We start from the raw sequence: 19,339 nt of genomic DNA, 5'->3' as shown, positions 1-19,339 counted from the left end.
GTCACGGCGTGTGCCGCAGACTGCGCATGTCCAGATGCCGCAGCACCCGGTCGACGATCTCCGGGTCGGTGCCCGGCTCGCTGCGCGCGGCCAGCACCTCGTGCCGGGCGGCCGAGAGCATCTCGCCCTGGATGCGGTGCACCTTCTTCATCCGGTGGATGCGCCGCTCGAAGAGCTCGCGCCGCTCGTCGTCGACGATGTCCGGCGCGATCCGGGCGCCCATGTCGTACGCCCGGCGCGCCAGCTGGTCGCTGACCTCGTCGGGCAGCTCCTCGACCTCCAGGATCTCCTTCAGCCGCCGCTTGGACGCCTTGATCACCCGGATCGCCAGCTCCCGCTCCAGCGCGTCGACGGCATCGGTGTCGGCCCGCACCCGCAGCCTGCGCACCAGCCAGGGCAGGGTCAGGCCCTGGACGAGAAGGGTGCTGAGCACCACCGCGAAGGCGATGAAGAGGATGTCGTCACGGGCGGGGAAGCCATTGCCGCCGTCGATGCTGAAGGGGATGGCCAGCGCCAGCGCCACGGAGGCCACCCCGCGCATCCCCGACCACCACATGATGAGCGTCTCCCGCCAGCTCATCGGGATTTCCTCGTCGTAGTCGCGGAGCTTGTGCATCCGCTTGGCCAGCCAGGCGGCGGGCAGCAGCCACAACAGCCGGACGCCGACGACCACCCCGACGACGGCGGCACCGGCCCCGAGCAGCTGACCCCAACGGTGCGAAGCGGCCCCGAAGATGTTGTGCAGCTCCAGCCCGATCAGCCCGAAGGCGACGCCGGTGACGAGGGTGTCGACGACCTCCCAGAAGGTGTAGCCGGCCAGCCGGCCCATCACATCGTCCGCGTCGACCGCGTATTCGGCCAGGAACAGCGCGCAGGTCAGCACCGCGAGCACCCCGGAGCCGTGGAACTCCTCGGCCAGCACATAGGCGACGAACGGCACCAGCAGCGTCAGACCGATCTGCAGCGTCGGGTCACCGAGCAGCCCCATCAGCTTGTTGGTGACCCAGCCCAGCAGCAGGCCGACCGCTATCGCCACCACCGCGGACAGCACCAGCGAGCCGATCGCGGCGGTCACCGAGAAACTGCCGCTGATGGCCGCGGCGAGGGCCACGTGGTAGAGCACGATCGCGGTGACGTCGTTGAACAGCCCCTCGCCCTCCAGGATGGAGACCAGCCGGCGGGGCAGCCCGAGTTTGCCGGCCACGGCGGTCGCGGCGACCGGGTCGGGCGGTGCCACCAACGCGCCGAGCACCACCGCGGCGGCCACCGGCATCCCGGGCACCACCGCCTGGGCGACCGCGGCGACCGCGGCGGTGGTGGCGAAGACCAGCGCCACGGCGAGCAGGAAGATCGGCCGGAGGTTGGCGGTGAACTGCCGCCACGAGGTGCGCTGAACGGCCGCGTAGAGCAGCGGCGGCAGCACCACCGGCAGGATGAACTCGGGCGGCACCTCGACGTTGGGCACGAACGGCAGCAACGCCAGGACGGCGCCGGCGAGCGTCATCAGCACCGGTGACGGGAGCCGCAGCCGGTCGCCGACCGGAACCATGACCACGGCTCCGAGCAGCAGGACGAACACAAGAGCCAGCTGGTCCACGGTGGCAACGCTCCGGGGTCGGATCCGGTCATGTTCCGCCCCCAGCCTGCCATGAAGCCGCCGGTTGCCCGTGGTGCCGGCGACCCGCAGGCCGCTGCGTCAGCCGCTCTCGGCCCGGACGGTGTCCAGGGCGCGCTGAAGATCGTCCGGGTAGCCGCTCTCGAACTCGACCCAGCGGCCGTCCGAGGGGTGCTCGAAGCCCAGCCGGACCGCGTGCAGCCACTGCCGCCCGACGCCCAGCCGCTTGGCGAGCGTGGGGTCCGCGCCGTAGGTCAGATCGCCGACGCAGGGGTGGCGGTGCGCGGCCATGTGCACCCGGATCTGGTGGGTGCGGCCGGTCTCCAGCTTGATGTCGAGCAGGCTGGCCGCGCGGAACGCCTCGATCAGGTCGTAGTGCGTGACCGACGGCTTGCCCTCGGCGGTGACCGCCCACTTGTAGTCGTGCTGGGGGTGGCGGCCGATGGGGGCGTCGATGGTGCCGCTCATCGGGTCCGGGTGGCCCTGGACCAGGGAGTGGTAGCGCTTGTCGACCGTCCGCTCGCGGAACTGCTGCTTGAGCAGGGTGTAGGCGCGCTCGGACTTGGCGACCACCATCAGGCCGGAGGTGCCGACATCGAGACGGTGCACGATGCCCTGGCGCTCGGCGGCGCCGGAGGTGGAGATGCGGTAGCCGGCCGCGGCCAGACCGCCGATGACGGTGGTTCCGCTCCAGCCGGGGCTCGGGTGGGCGGCGACCCCGACGGGCTTCATGATCACCACGATGTCGTCGTCGTCATGGACGATCTCCATGCCCTCGACGGGCTCGGCGACGATCTCGACGGGCGGCGCGGCCTGCGGCATCTCGACCTCCAGCCACGCGCCGCCGTGCACCCGCTCCGACTTCATCACCTCGGATCCGTCGACCCGGACCTTTCCGGCGGCGGCGAGTTCGGCCGCCTTCGTACGGGAGAAGCCGAACATCCGGGCCAGCGCGGCGTCGACGCGCTCGCCCTCCAGGCCGTCCGGTACGGGCAGGGTGCGGATCTCGGGAATGGTGCTCACCCCACGAGTATGGCAGTCCCGCCATGGTGTCCTGCCCGGGGCCGGTCGCCGGCCCCCGGGGCCCGGCGACCGGCGACCGGCACCACCGACGGCTTCTGCCACGGCCGGCACCGGAGCGGGGTATCAGTCCTTGTGCACGGTCCCGTCGGGGTCCAGCCCCCGGAAGGAGAGGATCACGATCAGCACGCCGCCGCAGACGATCGCGGAGTCGGCGAGGTTGAAGACCGCGAAGTGCGCCGGTGCGATGAAGTCGACCACCGCACCCTCGAAGACGCCCGGGGCACGGAAGATCCGGTCGGTGAGGTTGCCGAAGGCACCGCCGAGCAGCAGCCCGAGCGCGATCGCCCAGGGCAGGCTGTAGAGCTTGCGGGCGATCCGGAAGATGACCAGGATCACGGCCGCGGCGATGATGGTGAGGAAGATCGTCAGGGCCTCGCCCATACCGAACGCGGCGCCGCGGTTGCGGATCACCGTGAACCGCAGCAGCGTCCCGATCACCTCGATGGGCGCATGGTGCTCCAGCTTCGCGACCACGAGGAGCTTGCTGCCCAGGTCGAGCAGGTAGACGACGAGCGCGACCAGCAGCAGCGCGGCGATCCGCCGCTTACCGCGGTCCTTGCTCTCCTCCGTCCGCACCGGACCTCCCCCTTCGGACCCCGTCGTGGGATCCGCTCCGGTACCCGGCTCGGGTTCCGGCGTACCGGTGATGCGTTCCGCCTCTGCCACGTGTGAGTCCCTCAGCCCGTTGTGTCCCCGGCCGGGCCGTGCCCGGCTGAACCACGAGAGTACGGCACACCCGTGCGGGCGCGGGCGACACGGGTGCCGTCCGCGCCACCGGTCGGCCGGCTCAGCGGCGCTCCTGTTGCTGCTTGCACTCCACGCAGAGCGTGGCGCGCGGGAAGGCCTGCATCCGCGCCTTGCCGATGGGGTTGCCGCAGTTCTCGCACAGCCCATAGGTGCCCGCGTCCAGCCGGCCGAGGGCCCGTTCGGTCTGATGGAGCATCTCGCGGGCATTGGAGGCGAGCGCCAGCTCGTGTTCGCGGGTGATGTTCTTGCTGCCGGTGTCGGCCTCGTCGTCGCCCGCGCCGTCCCCGGAGTCACGCATCAGCCCGGCGATGGCGTCCTCGGCCGAGACGATCTCCAGCCGCAGCCGGGTCGTCTCATCCATCAGCTCGGTCCGGGCCGCGGCGACCTCCTCGGGCGTCCAGGGATCCTCGCCGGCCCGTACGGCGAGCTCGCCCGGCGCCGCGGCCACCCGGGCCATGGGCACCGCGGAGTCCTTGCCGTGTGCCGTGGCCGCTGCGGCCGCAGTCTTCTTCGCCACCACCGTCTTGGCTCCCGTCTTCTTAGCGGGCACCGCGGCCTTTTTGGCCGGAGCCTTCTTCGCGGCCTTCTTCGCCGCCGTCTTCTTCACCACCGTCTTCTTCGCCGCCGTCTTCTTCGTGGCGGCCCGCTTCGGCGCCGCCGTCCGGGCCGTCGCCTTTTCCGGCGTGGCCGTACCGGCCGCCGGCTTCTTGGCCGCGGCCTTCTTCGGAGCTGTCCTCTTCGTCGGAGGCTGCTTCGCGTCGGCCTCGTCGGCAGGCGTCGTGCTCTTCTCCGCGGCGGTCTTTTTCGCCACCATGGCCGCGACCCCTTCACATATGTGACTTTGTTCGCGAATCGTGACGGGAACGATAAATCGCCGCACGCCACGCGGCAACGGGACGCACCGCCCTCCGCACCCCCGCGCCCGGCCCGGAAGGGCGGTTCGTCTCGGTTGTGCCCGCTTCCCGGCGGGGCGAATCCGCCCGTGGGAGGGGCGGCGGGCCGCTGGCCATTCGGGTCATCGCGCGGGCCGGGAACGCGGTGCGGCGACGGCCTGGGCCACCCCCGTACGACGCCCCGCGCCGGGCTCCGGCCCGGCCGCCGAAATCCGGTCGGCCGCTGTCGGCCCCGCCCCGTACACTGGGCCCAGCGAGAGGCATTGACGGGACGAGTAACGCCGTACGCAGCCAGCAGCGACCCGGGGACGGTGGAAGCCCGGGGGCGTGCACGACGTGAAGATCACCCCGGAGCCGCCGGAAGAAAGCCCGCAGAGCATCCGCAGGCGAGTAGAACCGGCAGCGCGACCCCAATGAGGGGGCGGTGCAGCGGCACCGCCAAGGAGGGTGGTACCGCGGGAGCCCAGGCTCTCGTCCCTCCGGACGGAGAACGCAGCAGGTGTCCGCCGGAGGAAGCCCCCGATGAGTCCGCAGCCCCAGTACCGCCAGGTACCCGCCCAGGTAGACCTCCCCGCCCTTGAGCACGCCGTGCTCGAGTTCTGGCAGGAGCAGAAGGTCTTCGCCCGTACCCTCCAGCAGTCCGAGGGACGGCCCGAGTGGGTCTTCTACGAGGGCCCCCCGACCGCCAATGGCATGCCCGGCGCGCACCACATCGAGGCGCGCGTCTTCAAGGACGTCTTCCCCCGGTTCCGCACGATGCAGGGCTACCACGTCGACCGCAAGGCCGGCTGGGACTGCCACGGCCTCCCGGTCGAGCTGGCCGTGGAGAAGGAGCTGGGCTTCAGCGGCAAGAAGGACATCGAGGCGTACGGCATCGCCGAGTTCAACGCCAAGTGCCGGGAGTCGGTGACCCGCCACACCGACGCCTTCGCCGAGCTCACGACCCGTATGGGCTACTGGACCGACCTGGACGCCCCGTACCGCACGATGGACCCCGACTACATCGAGTCGGTGTGGTGGTCGCTGAAGGAGATCTTCGGCAAGGGCCTGCTGGTCCAGGACCACCGCGTCGCCCCCTGGTGCCCGCGCTGCGGCACCGGCCTGTCGGACCACGAGCTGGCCCAGGGCTACGAGAACGTCGTCGACCCCTCCGTCTTCGTCCGCCTGCCGCTGACCTCCGGCCCGCTGGCCGGCCGGGCCGCGCTGCTCATCTGGACGACCACCCCCTGGACCCTGGTCTCCAACACCGCCGTCGCCGCGCACCCCGACGTCACCTATGTCGTCGCCACCGACGGCACCGAGCAGCTGGTCGTCGCGGAGCCGCTGCTGGAGAAGGCCCTCGGTGAGGGCTGGACGGCCACCGGCGAGTCGTTCACCGGCCGCGAGATGGAGCGCTGGGCCTACGAGCGCCCCTTCGGCCTCGTCGAGCTCGAAGGCGCCAACATCGTCGTCAACGCCGAGTACGTCACCACCGACGACGGCACCGGCCTCGTGCACCAGGCCCCGGCCTTCGGTGAGGACGACCTCAAGACCTGCAAGGCGTACGACCTGCCGGTGATCAACCCGGTCCGCCCGGACGGCACCTTCGAGGAGCAACTGACCCTGGTCGGCGGCCAGTTCTTCAAGAAGGCCGATGAGGCACTGGTCGCCGACCTGGACGCCCGCGGTCTGCTCTTCCGGCACGTGGCGTACGAGCACAGCTACCCGCACTGCTGGCGCTGCCACACCGCGCTGCTCTACTACGCCCAGCCGTCGTGGTACATCCGCACCACCGCGATCAAGGACGCCCTGCTCCGGGAGAACGAGAACACCAACTGGTTCCCCGAGTCGGTCAAGCACGGCCGCTTCGGCGACTGGCTCAACAACAACATCGACTGGGCGCTGTCCCGCAACCGCTACTGGGGCACCCCGCTGCCCATCTGGCGCTGCGCGGAGGACCACCTCACCTGCGTCGGCTCGCTCGCCGAGCTCACCGAGCTGACCGGCACCGACCAGTCCGACCTGGACCCGCACCGCCCGTTCATCGACGCGGTCACCTTCCCCTGCCCGACCTGCCAGGGCACCGCGACCCGCGTCCCGGAAGTCATCGACGCCTGGTACGACTCGGGCTCGATGCCGTTCGCGCAGTGGGGCTACCCGTACCGCAACAAGGAGCTGTTCGAGAAGCGCTACCCGGCGCAGTTCATCTCCGAGGCCATCGACCAGACCCGTGGCTGGTTCTACACCCTGATGGCGGTCGGCACCCTCGTCTTCGACAAGTCCTCGTACGAGAACGTGGTCTGCCTCGGCCACATCCTCGCCGAGGACGGCCGGAAGATGTCCAAGCACCTGGGCAACACCCTCCAGCCGATCCCGCTCATGGACCAGCACGGCGCCGACGCGGTCCGCTGGTTCATGGCCGCCGGCGGCTCCCCCTGGGCCGCCCGCCGGGTGGGCCACTCCACCATCCAGGAAGTCGTCCGCAAGACGCTGCTGACGTACTGGAACACCGTCGCCTTCCAGGCGCTGTACGCCCGGACGTCCGGCTGGGCGCCCTCCGCGGCCGACCCGGCCCCCGCCGACCGCCCGCTGCTGGACCGCTGGCTGCTCGGTGAGCTGAACGGCCTGGTCGAGCAGGTCACCGAGTCGCTGGAGGCCTTCGACACCCAGCGCGCCGGCAAGCTCCTCTCCTCCTTCGTCGACGACCTCTCCAACTGGTACGTCCGCCGCTCCCGCCGCCGCTTCTGGCAGGGCGACGCGGCCGCGCTGCGCACGCTCCACGAGGTCATCGAGACGATCACCCGTCTCATGGCGCCGCTCACCCCGTTCGTCACCGAGCGGGTCTGGCAGGACCTGATCGTCCCGGTCACCCCGGACGCCCCGGACTCCGTCCACCTCTCCACCTGGCCGGTCGCCGACCGCACGCTCATCGACCCGGCGCTGTCCGGCCAGATGCAGCTGGTGCGCCGGCTGGTCGAGCTGGGCCGGGCGACCCGTGCCGAGTCGGGCGTCAAGACCCGCCAGCCGCTGTCCCGTGCGCTGGTCGCGGCACACGGCTTCGCGGGTCTGTCCGAGGATCTGCGCGCGCAGATCGCCGAGGAGCTCAACGTGAGCTCGCTGGCCTCCCTGTCGGAGGTCGGCGGGTCCCTGGTCGACACCACCGCCAAGGCGAACTTCCGGGCCCTGGGCAAGCGGTTCGGCAAGGGCGTCCAGGCGGTCGCCAAGGCCGTCGCCGCGGCCGACGCCGCCGCCCTCTCCCTCGCCCTGCGCGAGGGCACCGCGAGCGTCGAGGTGGACGGCGAGACCGTCTCGCTCGCCCCCGACGAGGTGATCATCACCGAAACCCCGCGCGAGGGCTGGTCGGTGGCCTCCGACGCGGGCGCCACGGTCGCCCTCGACCTGGAGATCACCCCGGAGCTGCGCCGGGCGGGCCTGGCCCGCGACGCGATCCGGCTGATCCAGGACGCCCGTAAGAACAGCGGCCTCGACGTCGCCGACCGGATCGCGCTGCGCTGGCAGTCCACCGACGAGGAGGTGCGCACGGCGCTGACCGACCACGCCGGCCTGATCTCCGACGAGGTGCTCGCCACGGACTTCGCCCCCGGCGAGGCCGACGATTCCTACGGCTCCGCGTTCACCGACGAGAGCCTGGCTCTCACGTTCCGGCTGCGCAAGGCGTAACCGCGCACGCGGCCACCCCGCGACGTCAACAGAGCCCCCCGGCGCCACCGCACCGGGGGGCTCTGCCGTACCCCGCTGACCGCACACACCACACCGCACTGCACCGCACTGCACCGACAAGTCCACACAAAAGGGCCGGGCCCCGAAGGAATGTTCCTTCGGGGCCCGGCCCTGATTGCCGACTGTGCGCGCTACGCGGACGTCAGTTGTCGTCCTCGTCGATCAGGAAGCCGCGCATCGGCGACGGCGTCTGCTGCATCGGCTGCGGGCTCTGCGGACGCACCGGAGCCATCGGCTGGGTCATCGCCGGCGACATCTGCTGCTGACCGCCGTAGGACGGACCGTTGCTGGACTGACCGGCCATGGAGTGGTTGCCGCCACCCATCGACTGGCCGCCACCCATGGTGTGGTTGCCGCCCATGGTGCCCGCACCGGCCGACGCCATCGACGGCGACGGCGGCAGCGAAGCGGTCGCCGGGGTCCGCGGCGGGGCCAGCGAGTCGTCCGCCTGGTTCTCCAGCTGACGCAGCTGGCTCTCCAGGTAGGACTTCAGCCGCGTGCGGTACTCGCGCTCGAAGCCGCGCAGGTCCTCGACCTTGCGCTCCAGCGTCGCGCGGGCCGACTCCAGCGAGCCCATCGCCACGCGGTGCTTCTCCTGCGCGTCCCGCTCCAGCGCGTCGGCCTTGGCGCGGGCGTCCCGCTCCAGGCCCTCGGCACGGCTGCGCGCCTCGCCGACGATCTTGTTGGCCTCGGAACGGGCCTCCGCGATCGCCTGGTCGGCGGTCTGCTGTGCCAGCGACAGCACGCGCGCGGCGCTGTCACCACCCGGGCCGCCCTGCTGGCCACCGGGGCCGGGCAGCTGAGGTCCGCCGGGGCCGCCCATCGGGCCGCCCATGGGACCACCGGGGCCCATCGGACCGGGGCCGTGACCCTGCGGGCCGTGACCACCGGGGCCAGGAGGCAGCTGAGGTGCTCCGCCGGGCAGTTGGGGAGGTCCACCCATCCCCTGCTGCTGCGGCGGCACCGGCTGCGGACCGGATATGGCGGCGGGCACCGGAGCCCCGGGCCGCTGCTGCTGCTCCTGCTGCTGGTCCGGTCCCTTGCGCAGACCCTGCTGCTGCTGGTTCTGCGCGGCGGCGCGGGTGGCAGCGGCCAGCTTGGCGCGAAGGTCCTCGTTCTCCCGCAGGAGCCGGGTCAGTTCGGCTTCGACCTCATCGAGGAAGGCATCGACCTCGTCCTCGTCATAGCCTTCTCGGAGGCGGACGGTCGTGAACTGCTTGTTCCGCACGTCCTCGGGGGTCAACGGCATCTCTACTTCACCTCAACGTAGTCGTCGGCAATCGGCAAGACCGTATCGTTCACACCAACAACACCGACCTCACGACGGTGATCAGGATGTACACGATGATCATCAATACGAAGAAGGACAGGTCGAGCGCCACGCCCCCGAGACGCAGCGGCGGAATGACCCGCCGCAGAAGCTTGAGTGGCGGATCAGTGACAGTGTAGGCGGCCTCAAGAATGACCACCATCGCCTTGCCGGGTTGCCATGAACGGGCGAACTGGAAGACATAGTCCATCACCAGCCGGAAGATCAACACGATCAGGAAGCAGTACAGCGCGATGTAGATCACCTGACCAAAGACACTCATCTCGCGCTGTCCCTCTCCCCTTGCCTTGCTCCTGTGTTGGCCTCACGGCCTCGGTGTGCCCGGTGTTGCGTCTCAGCTCTGGTTGAAGAACCCGCCCTCTGCGATACGGGCCTTGTCCTCCGCCGTGACATCGACGTTAGCAGGCGACAACAGGAACACCTTCTGCGTCACCCGTTCGATGCTGCCGTGAAGACCAAACACCAAACCGGCCGCAAAGTCGACAAGTCGCTTCGCGTCGGTGTCGTCCATCTCCGTCAGATTCATGATCACCGGAGTGCCCTCACGGAAGTGTTCCCCGATGGTACGGGCTTCGTTGTAGGTCCGGGGGTGAAGTGTGGTGATGCGGTAGGGCTCCCGCTCGGACACAACCTTGGGCATGATCACCGGGGCGTTCTTCTCCAAATTCGGACGTTCGGGTGTGATGGATGCCACGGGGGCGATTCGCGCGGGTCGTCCGTTTTCCGCGGCAAGCGGGGCCGGTTCACGTTGCGCCGGAGGCGTCACGGCACGGACGGGTTCCTCCCGTTCCGGGGGGATTTCGGCCTGCACCGGGTGCTGTTGACGCCGCCCGCGATCGGGCTCCGGGTCAAGCTCGGGCTCGAACTCGTCATCGGGGTCGAACCCCCGGCCGTCGTACCCATCGTCCTCCACGAGGCCGAGGTAGACCGCCATCTTGCGCATCGCGCCGGCCATTCTCTGCGTCCTCCGCTCTGTGGTGGATCGGCTCCGTCACCGGGGGCCTTGGATCCACTCGGCCTGCCCCGCTTTTTACGGGAATGACCATATTTTGTGCTGTGGTCCGACTTGCTTGGCGACGTTACCGGAGCCGTGGTCGGACTCCGAGTACCGCAGTGCCGACGCGCACATGTGTCGCCCCGGCCGCCACGGCTTCTTCGAGGTCCGCGCTCATGCCTGCTGACACCATGTTGGCAGCAGGATGGTTCCCGCGCAGGTCGGATGAGATTTCCAGGAGCCGTTCGAAAGCCGCGAGTTCACGCCCCGCATAGGGCCCGGCCAGCGGCGCGACGGTCATCACACCGTCCAGCCGCAGACCTTGGGCGCCGGCGATCTGCTCGGCGAGGGCCGCGACACCGTCCGGGGCGACACCGCCCCGCTCACCCCGCACCCCCGACTCCGCGTCAAGCGCCACCTGGATCAGGCAACCCAGTTCGCGCCCGGTGCGCACCGCCTCCTTGTCGAGTGCGGTGACGAGCCGAGCCCGGTCGACCGACTGAACAATTCCGGCATAACCAGCCACAGACCGCACCTTGTTGGTCTGTAGTTGACCAACGAAGTGCCAAGTAAGGGGCAAATCAGTACATTCAGCGGCCTTGCGGGCCGCCTCCTGGTCGCGGTTCTCCGCGACCTGCCGCACCCCCAGCTCCGCGAGCAGGCGGACGTCACTCGCGGGGTAGGTCTTGGTGACCACGATCAGGGTCACCTCGTCACGCGGCCGGCCGGCCTTGGCACAGGCGGCGGAGATACGTTCCTCCACCAGCGCCAGGTTCTCTGCCAGTTGCCTCTTGCGGTCCTCCGTCACGGCGTGGCCTCCCCCAGCCCCGGGCCGGGGGTCTCCCCGAGCCATACATAGCTCGCGAGCCGCCCCGTCGTACGGTCGCGCCGATACGAGAAATGGTCCGCGGATTCGCGGGTGCAGATGTGGGAATCTTCACGCACCAGCACGCCCTGCGCGGCGAGTTGGGCCCGCACCCCCGCGGTGACGTCGACCGCGGGAGTGCCCCAACTGGTCGTCGCGCGGGCCTCGGGAACGACCGCGGCGACGTCGGAACGCATCTGAGCGGGCACCTCGTAACAGCGCCCGCAGATCGCCGGTCCGGTGTAGGCGATCATCCGCGCCGGCTCCGCGCCCCGTTTCACCATCGCCTCGACCACCGCCGGGACGACCCCGGCGACCAGGCCGGGCCGGCCGGCGTGCGCGGCCCCCGCGACCCCGGCCACCGGGTCGGCGAGCAGGACCGGGGTGCAGTCGGCTGTCAGGACCGCGAGTGCGAGGCCCCGGCGCTCCGTCACCACCGCGTCCACACCGGGGATGTCGTCACCGTGCCGCCAGGGCCCGTCGACCACCGCGACGTCCCGGCCGTGCACCTGGTTCATCCAGACCACGGCGGCCGGGTCGAGACCCAGTTCCACCGCGGTGCGGGACCGGTTGGCGTGGACGGCCTGCGGGTCGTCGCCGACCGCGCCGCCCAGGTTGAGCTGATCGTACGGAGCGGCGCTCACCCCGCCCCACCTGTCGGTGAAGGCGAAGTGCGCGCCGCTCTCGTGGTGCTGTTGCCCTATCACTTCAGTGCTTCGGTCACTTCAGGAAGTCGGGGACGTCCAGTTCCTCGGCCGCGGAGTCCGAGTACGGACGGGCCGGGGGAACCTGCGGAGCGCTCGCCGGGGACGACGGGACCTCGCCCAGCGAGGAGGAGGACTCGGCGGGTGCCGGCTCCTCGTCCCGTACGGGCACCGAACCCAGTCCGCCGAAGGACGACGAACGCGGCTCGGGCGGAGTCGCCGGACGGCTCGGGGCCGGGGCGGGCTCCTCGCGCTTCGGGGCCGACAGTGCGGAGGACTGTGCGTCCCGGCGGGCCGGCGGCTGACCGCCGTCGAAGCCGGCGGCGATGACCGTCACCCGGACCTCGTCGCCCAGTGCGTCGTCGATGACCGCACCGAAGATGATGTTGGCTTCCGGGTGTGCCGCCTCGCTGACCAGCTGGGCGGCCTCGTTGATCTCGAAGAGACCGAGGTCGGAGCCGCCGGAGATGGACAGCAGCACACCACGGGCGCCGTCGATGGACGCCTCCAGGAGCGGCGAGGAGATCGCCATCTCCGCTGCGGCCACCGCGCGGTCGTCGCCGCGCGCCGAGCCGATCCCCATGAGGGCCGAGCCGGCCTCCGACATCACGGACTTGACGTCGGCGAAGTCGAGGTTGATCAGGCCCGGGGTGGTGATCAGATCGGTGATGCCCTGGACACCCGACAGCAGGACCTGGTCCGCGGACTTGAACGCGTCGAGCACGCTCACCTGGCGGTCCGAGATGGACAGCAGTCGGTCGTTGGGGATCACGATGAGGGTGTCGACCTCTTCGCGCAGCTGGGCGATGCCGTCCTCGGCCTGGTTGGCACGACGGCGACCCTCGAAGGTGAACGGGCGGGTGACCACACCGATCGTCAGGGCGCCCAGCGAGCGCGCGATGTTGGCGACGACGGGTGCGCCGCCGGTGCCGGTGCCGCCGCCCTCACCCGCGGTCACGAAGACCATGTCGGCCCCCTTGAGGACCTCCTCGATCTCCTCGCGGTGGTCCTCGGCCGCCTTCCGACCCACATCCGGGTTGGCGCCGGCGCCGAGCCCGCGGGTCATTTCGCGGCCGACGTCGAGCTTGACGTCGGCGTCGCTCATCAGCAGCGCCTGCGCATCGGTGTTGATCGCGATGAACTCGACGCCCTTGAGCCCGACCTCGATCATCCGGTTGATGGCGTTCACGCCACCGCCGCCGATGCCGACGACCTTGATGACTGCGAGGTAGTTCTGCGGTGCTGCCACGTCGAAGGCCTCTCGCCTCGAGTTACGTGTCGTCGCCGCACTGCGTGTGGACGCCGACTGATGCCGATGGGACGGTTCGTATCGCCGACCCGAACCCTAACGTTGAAGTTTAGGGTTACCTGTGCCTGTGTTCCTTGCTTCCATAGTCCCTTTGGAACGAGACACTAAGTCGACAAGGCGCGCCCGTTCAACGAACACGCCGAACCTCCCGTTTTTCTTTTCACCCTATGTGATCACCCATAGTCGTAGCCATCCAGGGTGCTGGCCTGCCACTACGGACGTCAACTCCCGGACACCGCAGGGGCGCTGGGCACCGAGATGTCGAAGTGGCGCGCGTCACGGGCGGCTTTCAGCAGCGCGGTCAGCACCTTTGCCTTTTCGGCGCCCTGTTCGCGGCTGCCCCAGGCGACCGTGCGGTCGCCGGCCAGTTCGAGGGTGATGGCGTCGTAGGACCGTACGCGGACCTTCCGTACGTCCTTGCGTACGGCTGCCGGCAGGTCCTGGGCGACCTCGACCGCGGCGCGCCGCAACCGGTCGATTCCGAAGCGGTGCAGACTCGGGGAGTCGGATGCTGCCATTTCCAGAAGCGGAACGCCCTTGGGGGCCGTGCTGACGGTGGCGAACCGAACGCCCCCGGCGTCCACTTCGACAAACCTTCTGCCCGATCGCAGCAGCAGTTCCGGCACCCTTTCGGTCACCTTCAGGCCGATTGTGTGCGGCCAGGACCGCTCGACGTCCACGGTCTTGATGCGCGGCAGCCGGGCGCGCAGCCGGTGGGCCAGCGCGTCCGTATCGACCGAGGCCAGCGGCGCGTTCATGGGGGCGTCGGCCGCGGCGATGACCTCATGCGGCGTCAACACTTTGGTGCCGGTGGGGCTGACGCGCTCCAGCCGGAGCCAGTTCGAGGCATAGAGGGCCCAGACGCCGAACGCGCCGAGCAGCACCGCGACGATCAAGATGATGATCAGACTGCGACGGCTCGGCGCGCGAAGGGGAAGGCGCTCCCACCGGAATCTTCGCCCCGGGGGTGCCGCGGCGGAGGGCGGGCCGGACAGTGACTTCTTCTCGCCTCGCCGGGCGGTTGTCGGTCCGGCCACGCTCCCTGCCTTCTCTCGTGGGCTACTTGTTGTGCTGTGCGATCGCCTCGTACACCATGCCGACCAACAGCTCGTCGGCGTCCCGGCGGCCGAACTCGGAGGCCGCGCGCGACATCTCGTACAGCCGGTGCGGATCGGCCAGGACCGGGAGCACGCTGTTCTGCACCCAGTCCGGGGTCAGCTGGGCGTCGTCGACCAGCAGGCCCCCGCCGGCGTTGACCAGCGGCTGGGCGTTGAGCCGCTGCTCGCCGTTGCCGATGGGCAGCGGGACGAAGGCGGCCGGGAGCCCGACGGCGGACAACTCGGCGACGGTCATCGCGCCCGCGCGGCAGAGCATCATGTCGGCCGCGGCGTACGCGAGATCCATCCGGTCCACGTACGGTACCGGGACATAGGGGGGCATCCCGGGCATGTTGTCCGCGTGCGGCAGTTCGTTCTTCGGGCCGACCGCGTGCAGGACCTGGATACCGGCGCGCTGGAGGACCGGAACGGCGGCCTGGATGACCTCGTTCAGCCGACGGGCACCCTGGGAACCACCGGACACCAGCAGGGTCGGAAGGTTGGGGTCGAGACCGAAGGCCGCCCGCGCCTCGGGGCGGACCGCGGCGCGGTCCAGGGTCGCGATGGTGCGGCGCAGCGGGATGCCGACGTAGCGGGCACCGCGCAGCTTGCTGTCCGGGGTGCTGACGGCGACGAACTTGGCGTACCGCGAGCCGATCTTGTTGGCCAGGCCGGGGCGGGCGTTGGCCTCGTGGACGATGATCGGCACCCCGAGCCGCTTGGCGGCCAGATAGCCGGGCAGCGCCACATAGCCACCGAAGCCGACGACGCAGTCCGCCTTCGTGCGCTCCAGGATCTGCTCGGCGGCCTTGATCGTGCCGCGCAGGCGCCCGGGGACGGTGATCAGTTCGGGGGTGGGCTTGCGCGGCAGCGGCACGGCCGGGATGAGACCCAGCTCATAGCCGCGCTCGGGGACGAGCCGGGTCTCCAGGCCCTTTTCCGTACCGAGTGCCGTGATCCCCACGGTGGGGTCCTGCCTCCGCAGTGCGTCCGCGAGGGCGAGCGCGGGCTCGATGTGGCCGGCGGTCCCCCCACCGGCGAGTACGACATGCACCGAAATTCACCGCTCTCCGGACGGCCGCTTCTTGACGCGCCGTCTCATCGTCTTCCATCTCACCCCAGCCTGCCTCCTGCCGAAGACCGGCTGCCGCATGGCCAACGCCGCCCGTGCAGCGGGCTCGTCACGCGCGAAGGCGATCAAGAGTCCGATGGCGAACATCGTCGGCAGCAGGGCGGAGCCTCCGTAGGAGAACAGCGGGAGGGGGACCCCGGCGATCGGCAACAGGCCGAGCACCGCACCGATGTTGATCACGGCCTGGGCCGTGATCCAGGTGGTCACACCTCCCGCGGCGTACCGTACGAAGGGGTCCTCCGTGCGTCCGGCCACGCGGATACCCGCATAGCCTAGAGCCGCGAAGAGGGCGAGGACCGACAGCGTCCCCGCCAGACCCAGTTCCTCCCCGGTGATGGCGAAGATGAAGTCGGTATGCGGTTCCGGGAGTTCACCCCATTTTTCCATACTTGCACCGAGGCCGGAACCGAAGAATCCGCCGGACGCGAGCGCATAGATGCCGTGCACGGCCTGCCAGCACTGATCACCGGGCCCCGGGTCGGTCGCTCCGATACAGGCCAGACGGGACATCCGGTTGGCGCTGGTCTTGATCAGCAGCGCCCCGATCAGCGTGGCGGCGCCCAGTACGCCCACGAAGAGCCTGGTGGGCGCCCCGGCCAGCCACAGCAGCCCGAAGAGGATCGCCGTGAGAATGATCGCGGTCCCCATGTCGCCGCCGAGCATGATCAGCCCGAGCAGCAGGAAGGCGACCGGGATCAGCGGCACCAGCAGATGCTTCCACTGCACCAGCAGCCTTTTGTCCTGTTTGCGGGCCAGCAGATCGGCGCCCCACAGCACCAGCGCGAGCTTGGCGAACTCGCTCGGTTGCATCTGGAAAGGTCCGCCGAGGCTGATCCAGTTCTGGTTGCCGTTGACCGCGACCCCTATGCCCGGAATCTGCACCAGGCACATCAGGAAGACCGAAACGGCGAGCAGCGGGTAGGCCAGCCCGCGGTGCAGCCGTACCGACATACGGGAGGCCGCCAGCAGCAGCCCGCCGCCCAGGACGGCGGCGAGCAGTTGCTTGCGGAAGAAGTACGTCGGGGCGAGACCGGACTGAAGCGCCTTGATCTGGGACGCCGAGTAGACCATCACCAGGCCCAGGACGGTGATCAGCAGGCTGCCGCCGAGGATCAGGTAGTACGCGGTCAGCGGGCGGTCCCAGGCCCGTCTCAGCCGGGTGTGCAGCCCCCGGGGGCCGCTCGGTGTGCGGCCGCCGCGCGGCTTGCGTGCCGTGGAGGGCCGGCGCGCCGGACGTGGCCTGGCCGCCTTCGCCGATCGGGCCGTCATCCTCGTCCCCTCCACAGGTACGCGCGCCGCCGGCGCTCGGCGACAGCGGGGAGAAACGGTCTAGTGATCCCGGGCGGTCAGCTCACCGACCGCTTCGGCGAAGGCGTCGCCCCGCTTGTTGTAGTTGACGAACATGTCCATCGAGGCGCAGGCCGGGGCCAGCAGGACGGTGTCGCCGGGCCGGGCCAGACGGGTCGCTTCCCGGACCGCCTCGGGCATCGCCCCAGTGTCGGTCCGGTCGAGGTCGACCACCGGGACATCGGGGGCGTGTCGCGCCAGGGCTTCCGCGATCAGCGCCCGGTCGGCGCCGATCAGCACCACCCCGCGCAGCCGGGCCGCCGACTTCTGCACCAGCTCGTCGAAGGTCGCGCCCTTGGCGAGGCCGCCGGCGATCCAGACGATGTGCTCGTACGCCGCCAACGACGCCTCGGCGGCGTGGGTGTTGGTGGCCTTGGAGTCGTCGATGTAGCTGACGCCGTCGAGCTCCGCGACGTGCTGGATGCGGTGTGCGTCCGGATGGAAGGCGCGCAGTCCGTCGCGTACGGCGGTGGGACGGACGCCGAAGGCCCGGGCCAGCGCCGCCGCCGCGAGGGCGTTGGCGATGTTGTGCGGGGCCGGCGGTGTGACGTCCGAGACCTCGGCGAGCTCCTGGGCCTGCTGCTGCCGGTTCTCCACGAAGGCCCGGTCGACGAGGATGCCGTCGACGACCCCGAGCTGGGAGGGGCCGGGGGTGCCGAGGGTGAAGCCGATGGCCCGGCAGCCCTCCTCGACGTCGGCCTCGCGCACCAGGTCCTCGGTCGCCTGGTCGGCCGCGTTGTAGACGCAGGCGACGGTGTTGCCCTCGTAGATGCGGCCCTTGTCGGCGGCGTACGCCTGCATGGAGCCGTGCCAGTCGAGGTGGTCGGGGGCGAGGTTGAGGACGGCCCCCGAGTGCGCCCGTAGGGAGGGCGCCCAGTGCAGCTGGTAGCTGGAGAGCTCGACGGCGAGGACGTCGTACGAGGGCTGACCGTCCTTGCCCTGCCCCAGGACGACATCGATGATCGGCGTGCCGATGTTGCCGACGGCCAGGGTGCGCAGGCCCTCGGCGGCGAGGATCGAGGCCAGCATCCGCACGGTGGTGGTCTTGCCGTTGGTGCCGGTGACCCCGAGCCAGGCCGCGGCGCCGGGGCCCCGCAGCCGCCAGGCGATCTCCACATCGCCGACGACCTCGACGCCCGCCGCGGCGGCCGCCGCGAACAGCGGGCTGTCCGGCTTCCAGCCGGGCGAGGTGACGACGAGCTCGGTGCCCTCGGGGAGCGTGTCGCCGTCACCGAGGCGAACGCTGATTCCCTCCGCCGTGAGTTCCCGCGCGGCGGCGCGCTGCTTGTCGCCGTCGCCACCGTCCACGACGGTGACGTGGGCGCCGAGGCCGGCCAGCGCGCGGGCGGCACTGATGCCGCTCACGCCCAGGCCGGCGACGGTGATGTGCTGACCGGCGAACCCCGCGGGATTGCCGGTCGGGCCGTGCGTGGTCACTTTGCTGCCTGCCAGCCGCCGTAGAAGATGCCGAGTCCCACGATGACGCACATGCCCTGAATGATCCAGAACCGGACCACCACAAGGACTTCCGACCACCCCTTGAGTTCGAAGTGGTGCTGGAGTGGCGCCATCCGGAAGACCCGCTTACCGGTCAGCCGGAACGAGCCGACCTGGATCACCACGGACATGGTGATCAGGACGAAGAGACCGCCGAGGATGGCGAGCAGCAGCTCCGTACGGGAGCAGATGGCCAGACCGGCCAGCGCGCCGCCCAGGGCCAGCGAGCCGGTGTCGCCCATGAAGATCTTGGCGGGCGAGGTGTTCCACCACAGGAAGCCGAAGCAGGCGCCCATCAGCGCGGAGGCCACCACCGCGAGGTCGAGCGGGTCGCGGACCTCGTAACAGCCCGGTCCGGCGGTGATCTGGTTGGCGCAGGACTCCTGGTGCTGCCAGATGCCGATGAAGGTGTACGCGCCGAAGACCATCACCGAGGCGCCGGTGGCGAGGCCGTCGAGGCCGTCGGTGAGGTTCACGCCGTTGGACATCGCCAGGATCATGAACAGCGCCCAGATCACAAAGATCACCGGGCCGATCTGCCAGCCGAAGTCCTGGGTGAAGGAGAGCCGGTCCGACGCCGGGGTCTGCCCGCGCAGATCGGCGAACTGCAGCGAGAGCACCGCGAAGGCGATGCCGACGATCAGCTGGCCGGCCATCTTCGCCTTGGCCCGCAGGCCCAGCGAACGCTGCTTGACGATCTTGATGTAGTCGTCGAGGAAGCCGACCAGGCCCATGCCCGCGAAGAGGAAGAGCACCAGCACGCCCGAGAAGGTCGGATCGCTGGAGGTGATCACCTTCGTCACGGCGTAGGCGATGATCGTGGCCAGGATGAAGGAGATACCGCCCATGGTGGGCGTGCCCTTCTTGCTGCCGTGGGTCCGCGGGCCGTCATCGCGGATGAACTGCCCGTATCCCTTCTTGGCCAGCAGCTTGATCAGCAGCGGGGTGCCGATCAGGGTCAGGAAGAGCCCGATCATTCCGGAGAAGAGGATCTGCTTCATCGAGT

Annotated in this window: 16 protein-coding genes; 1 reads left to right on the top strand and 15 read right to left on the bottom strand. The window is 70.1% G+C overall.

What is annotated here, in order from left to right; genetic code table 11:
* Position 1: 1 nt before the first annotated feature.
* The 4 genes from ACZ4XD_RS15340 to ACZ4XD_RS15325 form a co-directional block, all read right to left on the bottom strand.
* Complete coding sequence (locus ACZ4XD_RS15340; protein ID WP_468042278.1) at positions 2 to 1,597, bottom strand: Na+/H+ antiporter; 1,596 nt, start codon at positions 1,595 to 1,597, stop codon at positions 2 to 4.
* A 99-nt stretch (positions 1,598 to 1,696) separates the two neighbouring features.
* Positions 1,697 to 2,638 carry an RluA family pseudouridine synthase gene (locus tag ACZ4XD_RS15335; RefSeq protein WP_432143143.1) on the bottom strand — a complete coding sequence of 314 codons (942 nt, stop codon included), beginning with the start codon at positions 2,636 to 2,638 and terminating at the stop codon, positions 1,697 to 1,699.
* Between the two features lie 123 nt (positions 2,639 to 2,761).
* Positions 2,762 to 3,364, bottom strand: a complete 603-nt coding sequence (gene lspA / locus ACZ4XD_RS15330; protein ID WP_388194686.1) for a signal peptidase II — start codon at positions 3,362 to 3,364, stop codon at positions 2,762 to 2,764.
* A gap of 121 nt (positions 3,365 to 3,485) precedes the next feature.
* Positions 3,486 to 4,259, bottom strand: a complete 774-nt coding sequence (locus ACZ4XD_RS15325; protein WP_468042275.1) for a TraR/DksA family transcriptional regulator — start codon at positions 4,257 to 4,259, stop codon at positions 3,486 to 3,488.
* Positions 4,260 to 4,860: 601 nt separating this feature from the next.
* Between ACZ4XD_RS15325 and ileS the strand changes: the two genes are divergently transcribed.
* A complete protein-coding gene (gene ileS, locus ACZ4XD_RS15320; protein WP_468042273.1) occupies positions 4,861 to 7,998 on the top strand; it encodes an isoleucine--tRNA ligase in 3,138 nt (1,045 codons plus the stop codon).
* Between the two features lie 202 nt (positions 7,999 to 8,200).
* Here ileS and ACZ4XD_RS15315 read toward each other — a convergent pair whose 3' ends face one another.
* The 11 genes from ACZ4XD_RS15315 to mraY all read right to left on the bottom strand — a co-directional run bounded on the left by ACZ4XD_RS15315 (position 8,201) and on the right by mraY (position 19,334).
* Positions 8,201 to 9,307 (bottom strand): DivIVA domain-containing protein, encoded by a 1,107-nt coding sequence (locus tag ACZ4XD_RS15315; protein ID WP_042162058.1) that lies wholly within the window; start codon positions 9,305 to 9,307, stop codon positions 8,201 to 8,203.
* Positions 9,308 to 9,356: 49 nt separating this feature from the next.
* Positions 9,357 to 9,650 carry a YggT family protein gene (locus ACZ4XD_RS15310; RefSeq protein ID WP_042162056.1) on the bottom strand — a complete coding sequence of 98 codons (294 nt, stop codon included), beginning with the start codon at positions 9,648 to 9,650 and terminating at the stop codon, positions 9,357 to 9,359.
* A 72-nt stretch (positions 9,651 to 9,722) separates the two neighbouring features.
* A complete protein-coding gene (locus ACZ4XD_RS15305; protein WP_328387484.1) occupies positions 9,723 to 10,343 on the bottom strand; it encodes a cell division protein SepF in 621 nt (206 codons plus the stop codon).
* A gap of 124 nt (positions 10,344 to 10,467) precedes the next feature.
* Positions 10,468 to 11,235: a YggS family pyridoxal phosphate-dependent enzyme gene (locus tag ACZ4XD_RS15300; protein ID WP_468042270.1), complete on the bottom strand. Its 768-nt coding sequence runs from the start codon at positions 11,233 to 11,235 to the stop codon at positions 10,468 to 10,470.
* Positions 11,187 to 11,954 carry a peptidoglycan editing factor PgeF gene (gene pgeF, locus ACZ4XD_RS15295; RefSeq protein ID WP_468042268.1) on the bottom strand — a complete coding sequence of 256 codons (768 nt, stop codon included), beginning with the start codon at positions 11,952 to 11,954 and terminating at the stop codon, positions 11,187 to 11,189. Before pgeF ends, ACZ4XD_RS15300 begins: the two co-directional genes overlap by 49 nt.
* Positions 11,955 to 11,967: 13 nt before the next feature.
* Positions 11,968 to 13,200, bottom strand: coding sequence for a cell division protein FtsZ (gene ftsZ, locus ACZ4XD_RS15290; RefSeq protein ID WP_387248876.1), 1,233 nt, complete (start codon positions 13,198 to 13,200; stop codon positions 11,968 to 11,970).
* 281 nt (positions 13,201 to 13,481) lie between these two features.
* On the bottom strand, positions 13,482 to 14,297 hold the full coding sequence (locus ACZ4XD_RS15285) for a cell division protein FtsQ/DivIB (protein WP_468042266.1): 816 nt from the start codon (positions 14,295 to 14,297) through the stop codon (positions 13,482 to 13,484).
* Between the two features lie 22 nt (positions 14,298 to 14,319).
* A complete protein-coding gene (murG, locus tag ACZ4XD_RS15280) occupies positions 14,320 to 15,411 on the bottom strand; it encodes an undecaprenyldiphospho-muramoylpentapeptide beta-N-acetylglucosaminyltransferase (RefSeq protein WP_366421335.1) in 1,092 nt (363 codons plus the stop codon).
* Positions 15,412 to 15,417: 6 nt separating this feature from the next.
* Positions 15,418 to 16,758 carry a putative lipid II flippase FtsW gene (gene ftsW / locus ACZ4XD_RS15275; protein ID WP_042162042.1) on the bottom strand — a complete coding sequence of 447 codons (1,341 nt, stop codon included), beginning with the start codon at positions 16,756 to 16,758 and terminating at the stop codon, positions 15,418 to 15,420.
* A gap of 60 nt (positions 16,759 to 16,818) precedes the next feature.
* Positions 16,819 to 18,273 carry a UDP-N-acetylmuramoyl-L-alanine--D-glutamate ligase gene (gene murD / locus ACZ4XD_RS15270; protein WP_468042263.1) on the bottom strand — a complete coding sequence of 485 codons (1,455 nt, stop codon included), beginning with the start codon at positions 18,271 to 18,273 and terminating at the stop codon, positions 16,819 to 16,821.
* Positions 18,270 to 19,334: a phospho-N-acetylmuramoyl-pentapeptide-transferase gene (gene mraY / locus ACZ4XD_RS15265; RefSeq protein ID WP_042162194.1), complete on the bottom strand. Its 1,065-nt coding sequence runs from the start codon at positions 19,332 to 19,334 to the stop codon at positions 18,270 to 18,272. The genes murD and mraY overlap by 4 nt, the downstream gene beginning before the upstream one ends.
* Positions 19,335 to 19,339: the final 5 nt, after the last annotated feature.

It is taken from the genome of Streptomyces sp. NPDC029466 (genome assembly GCF_055574515.1).
This window is presented reverse-complemented; position numbering and strand designations above follow the sequence as displayed.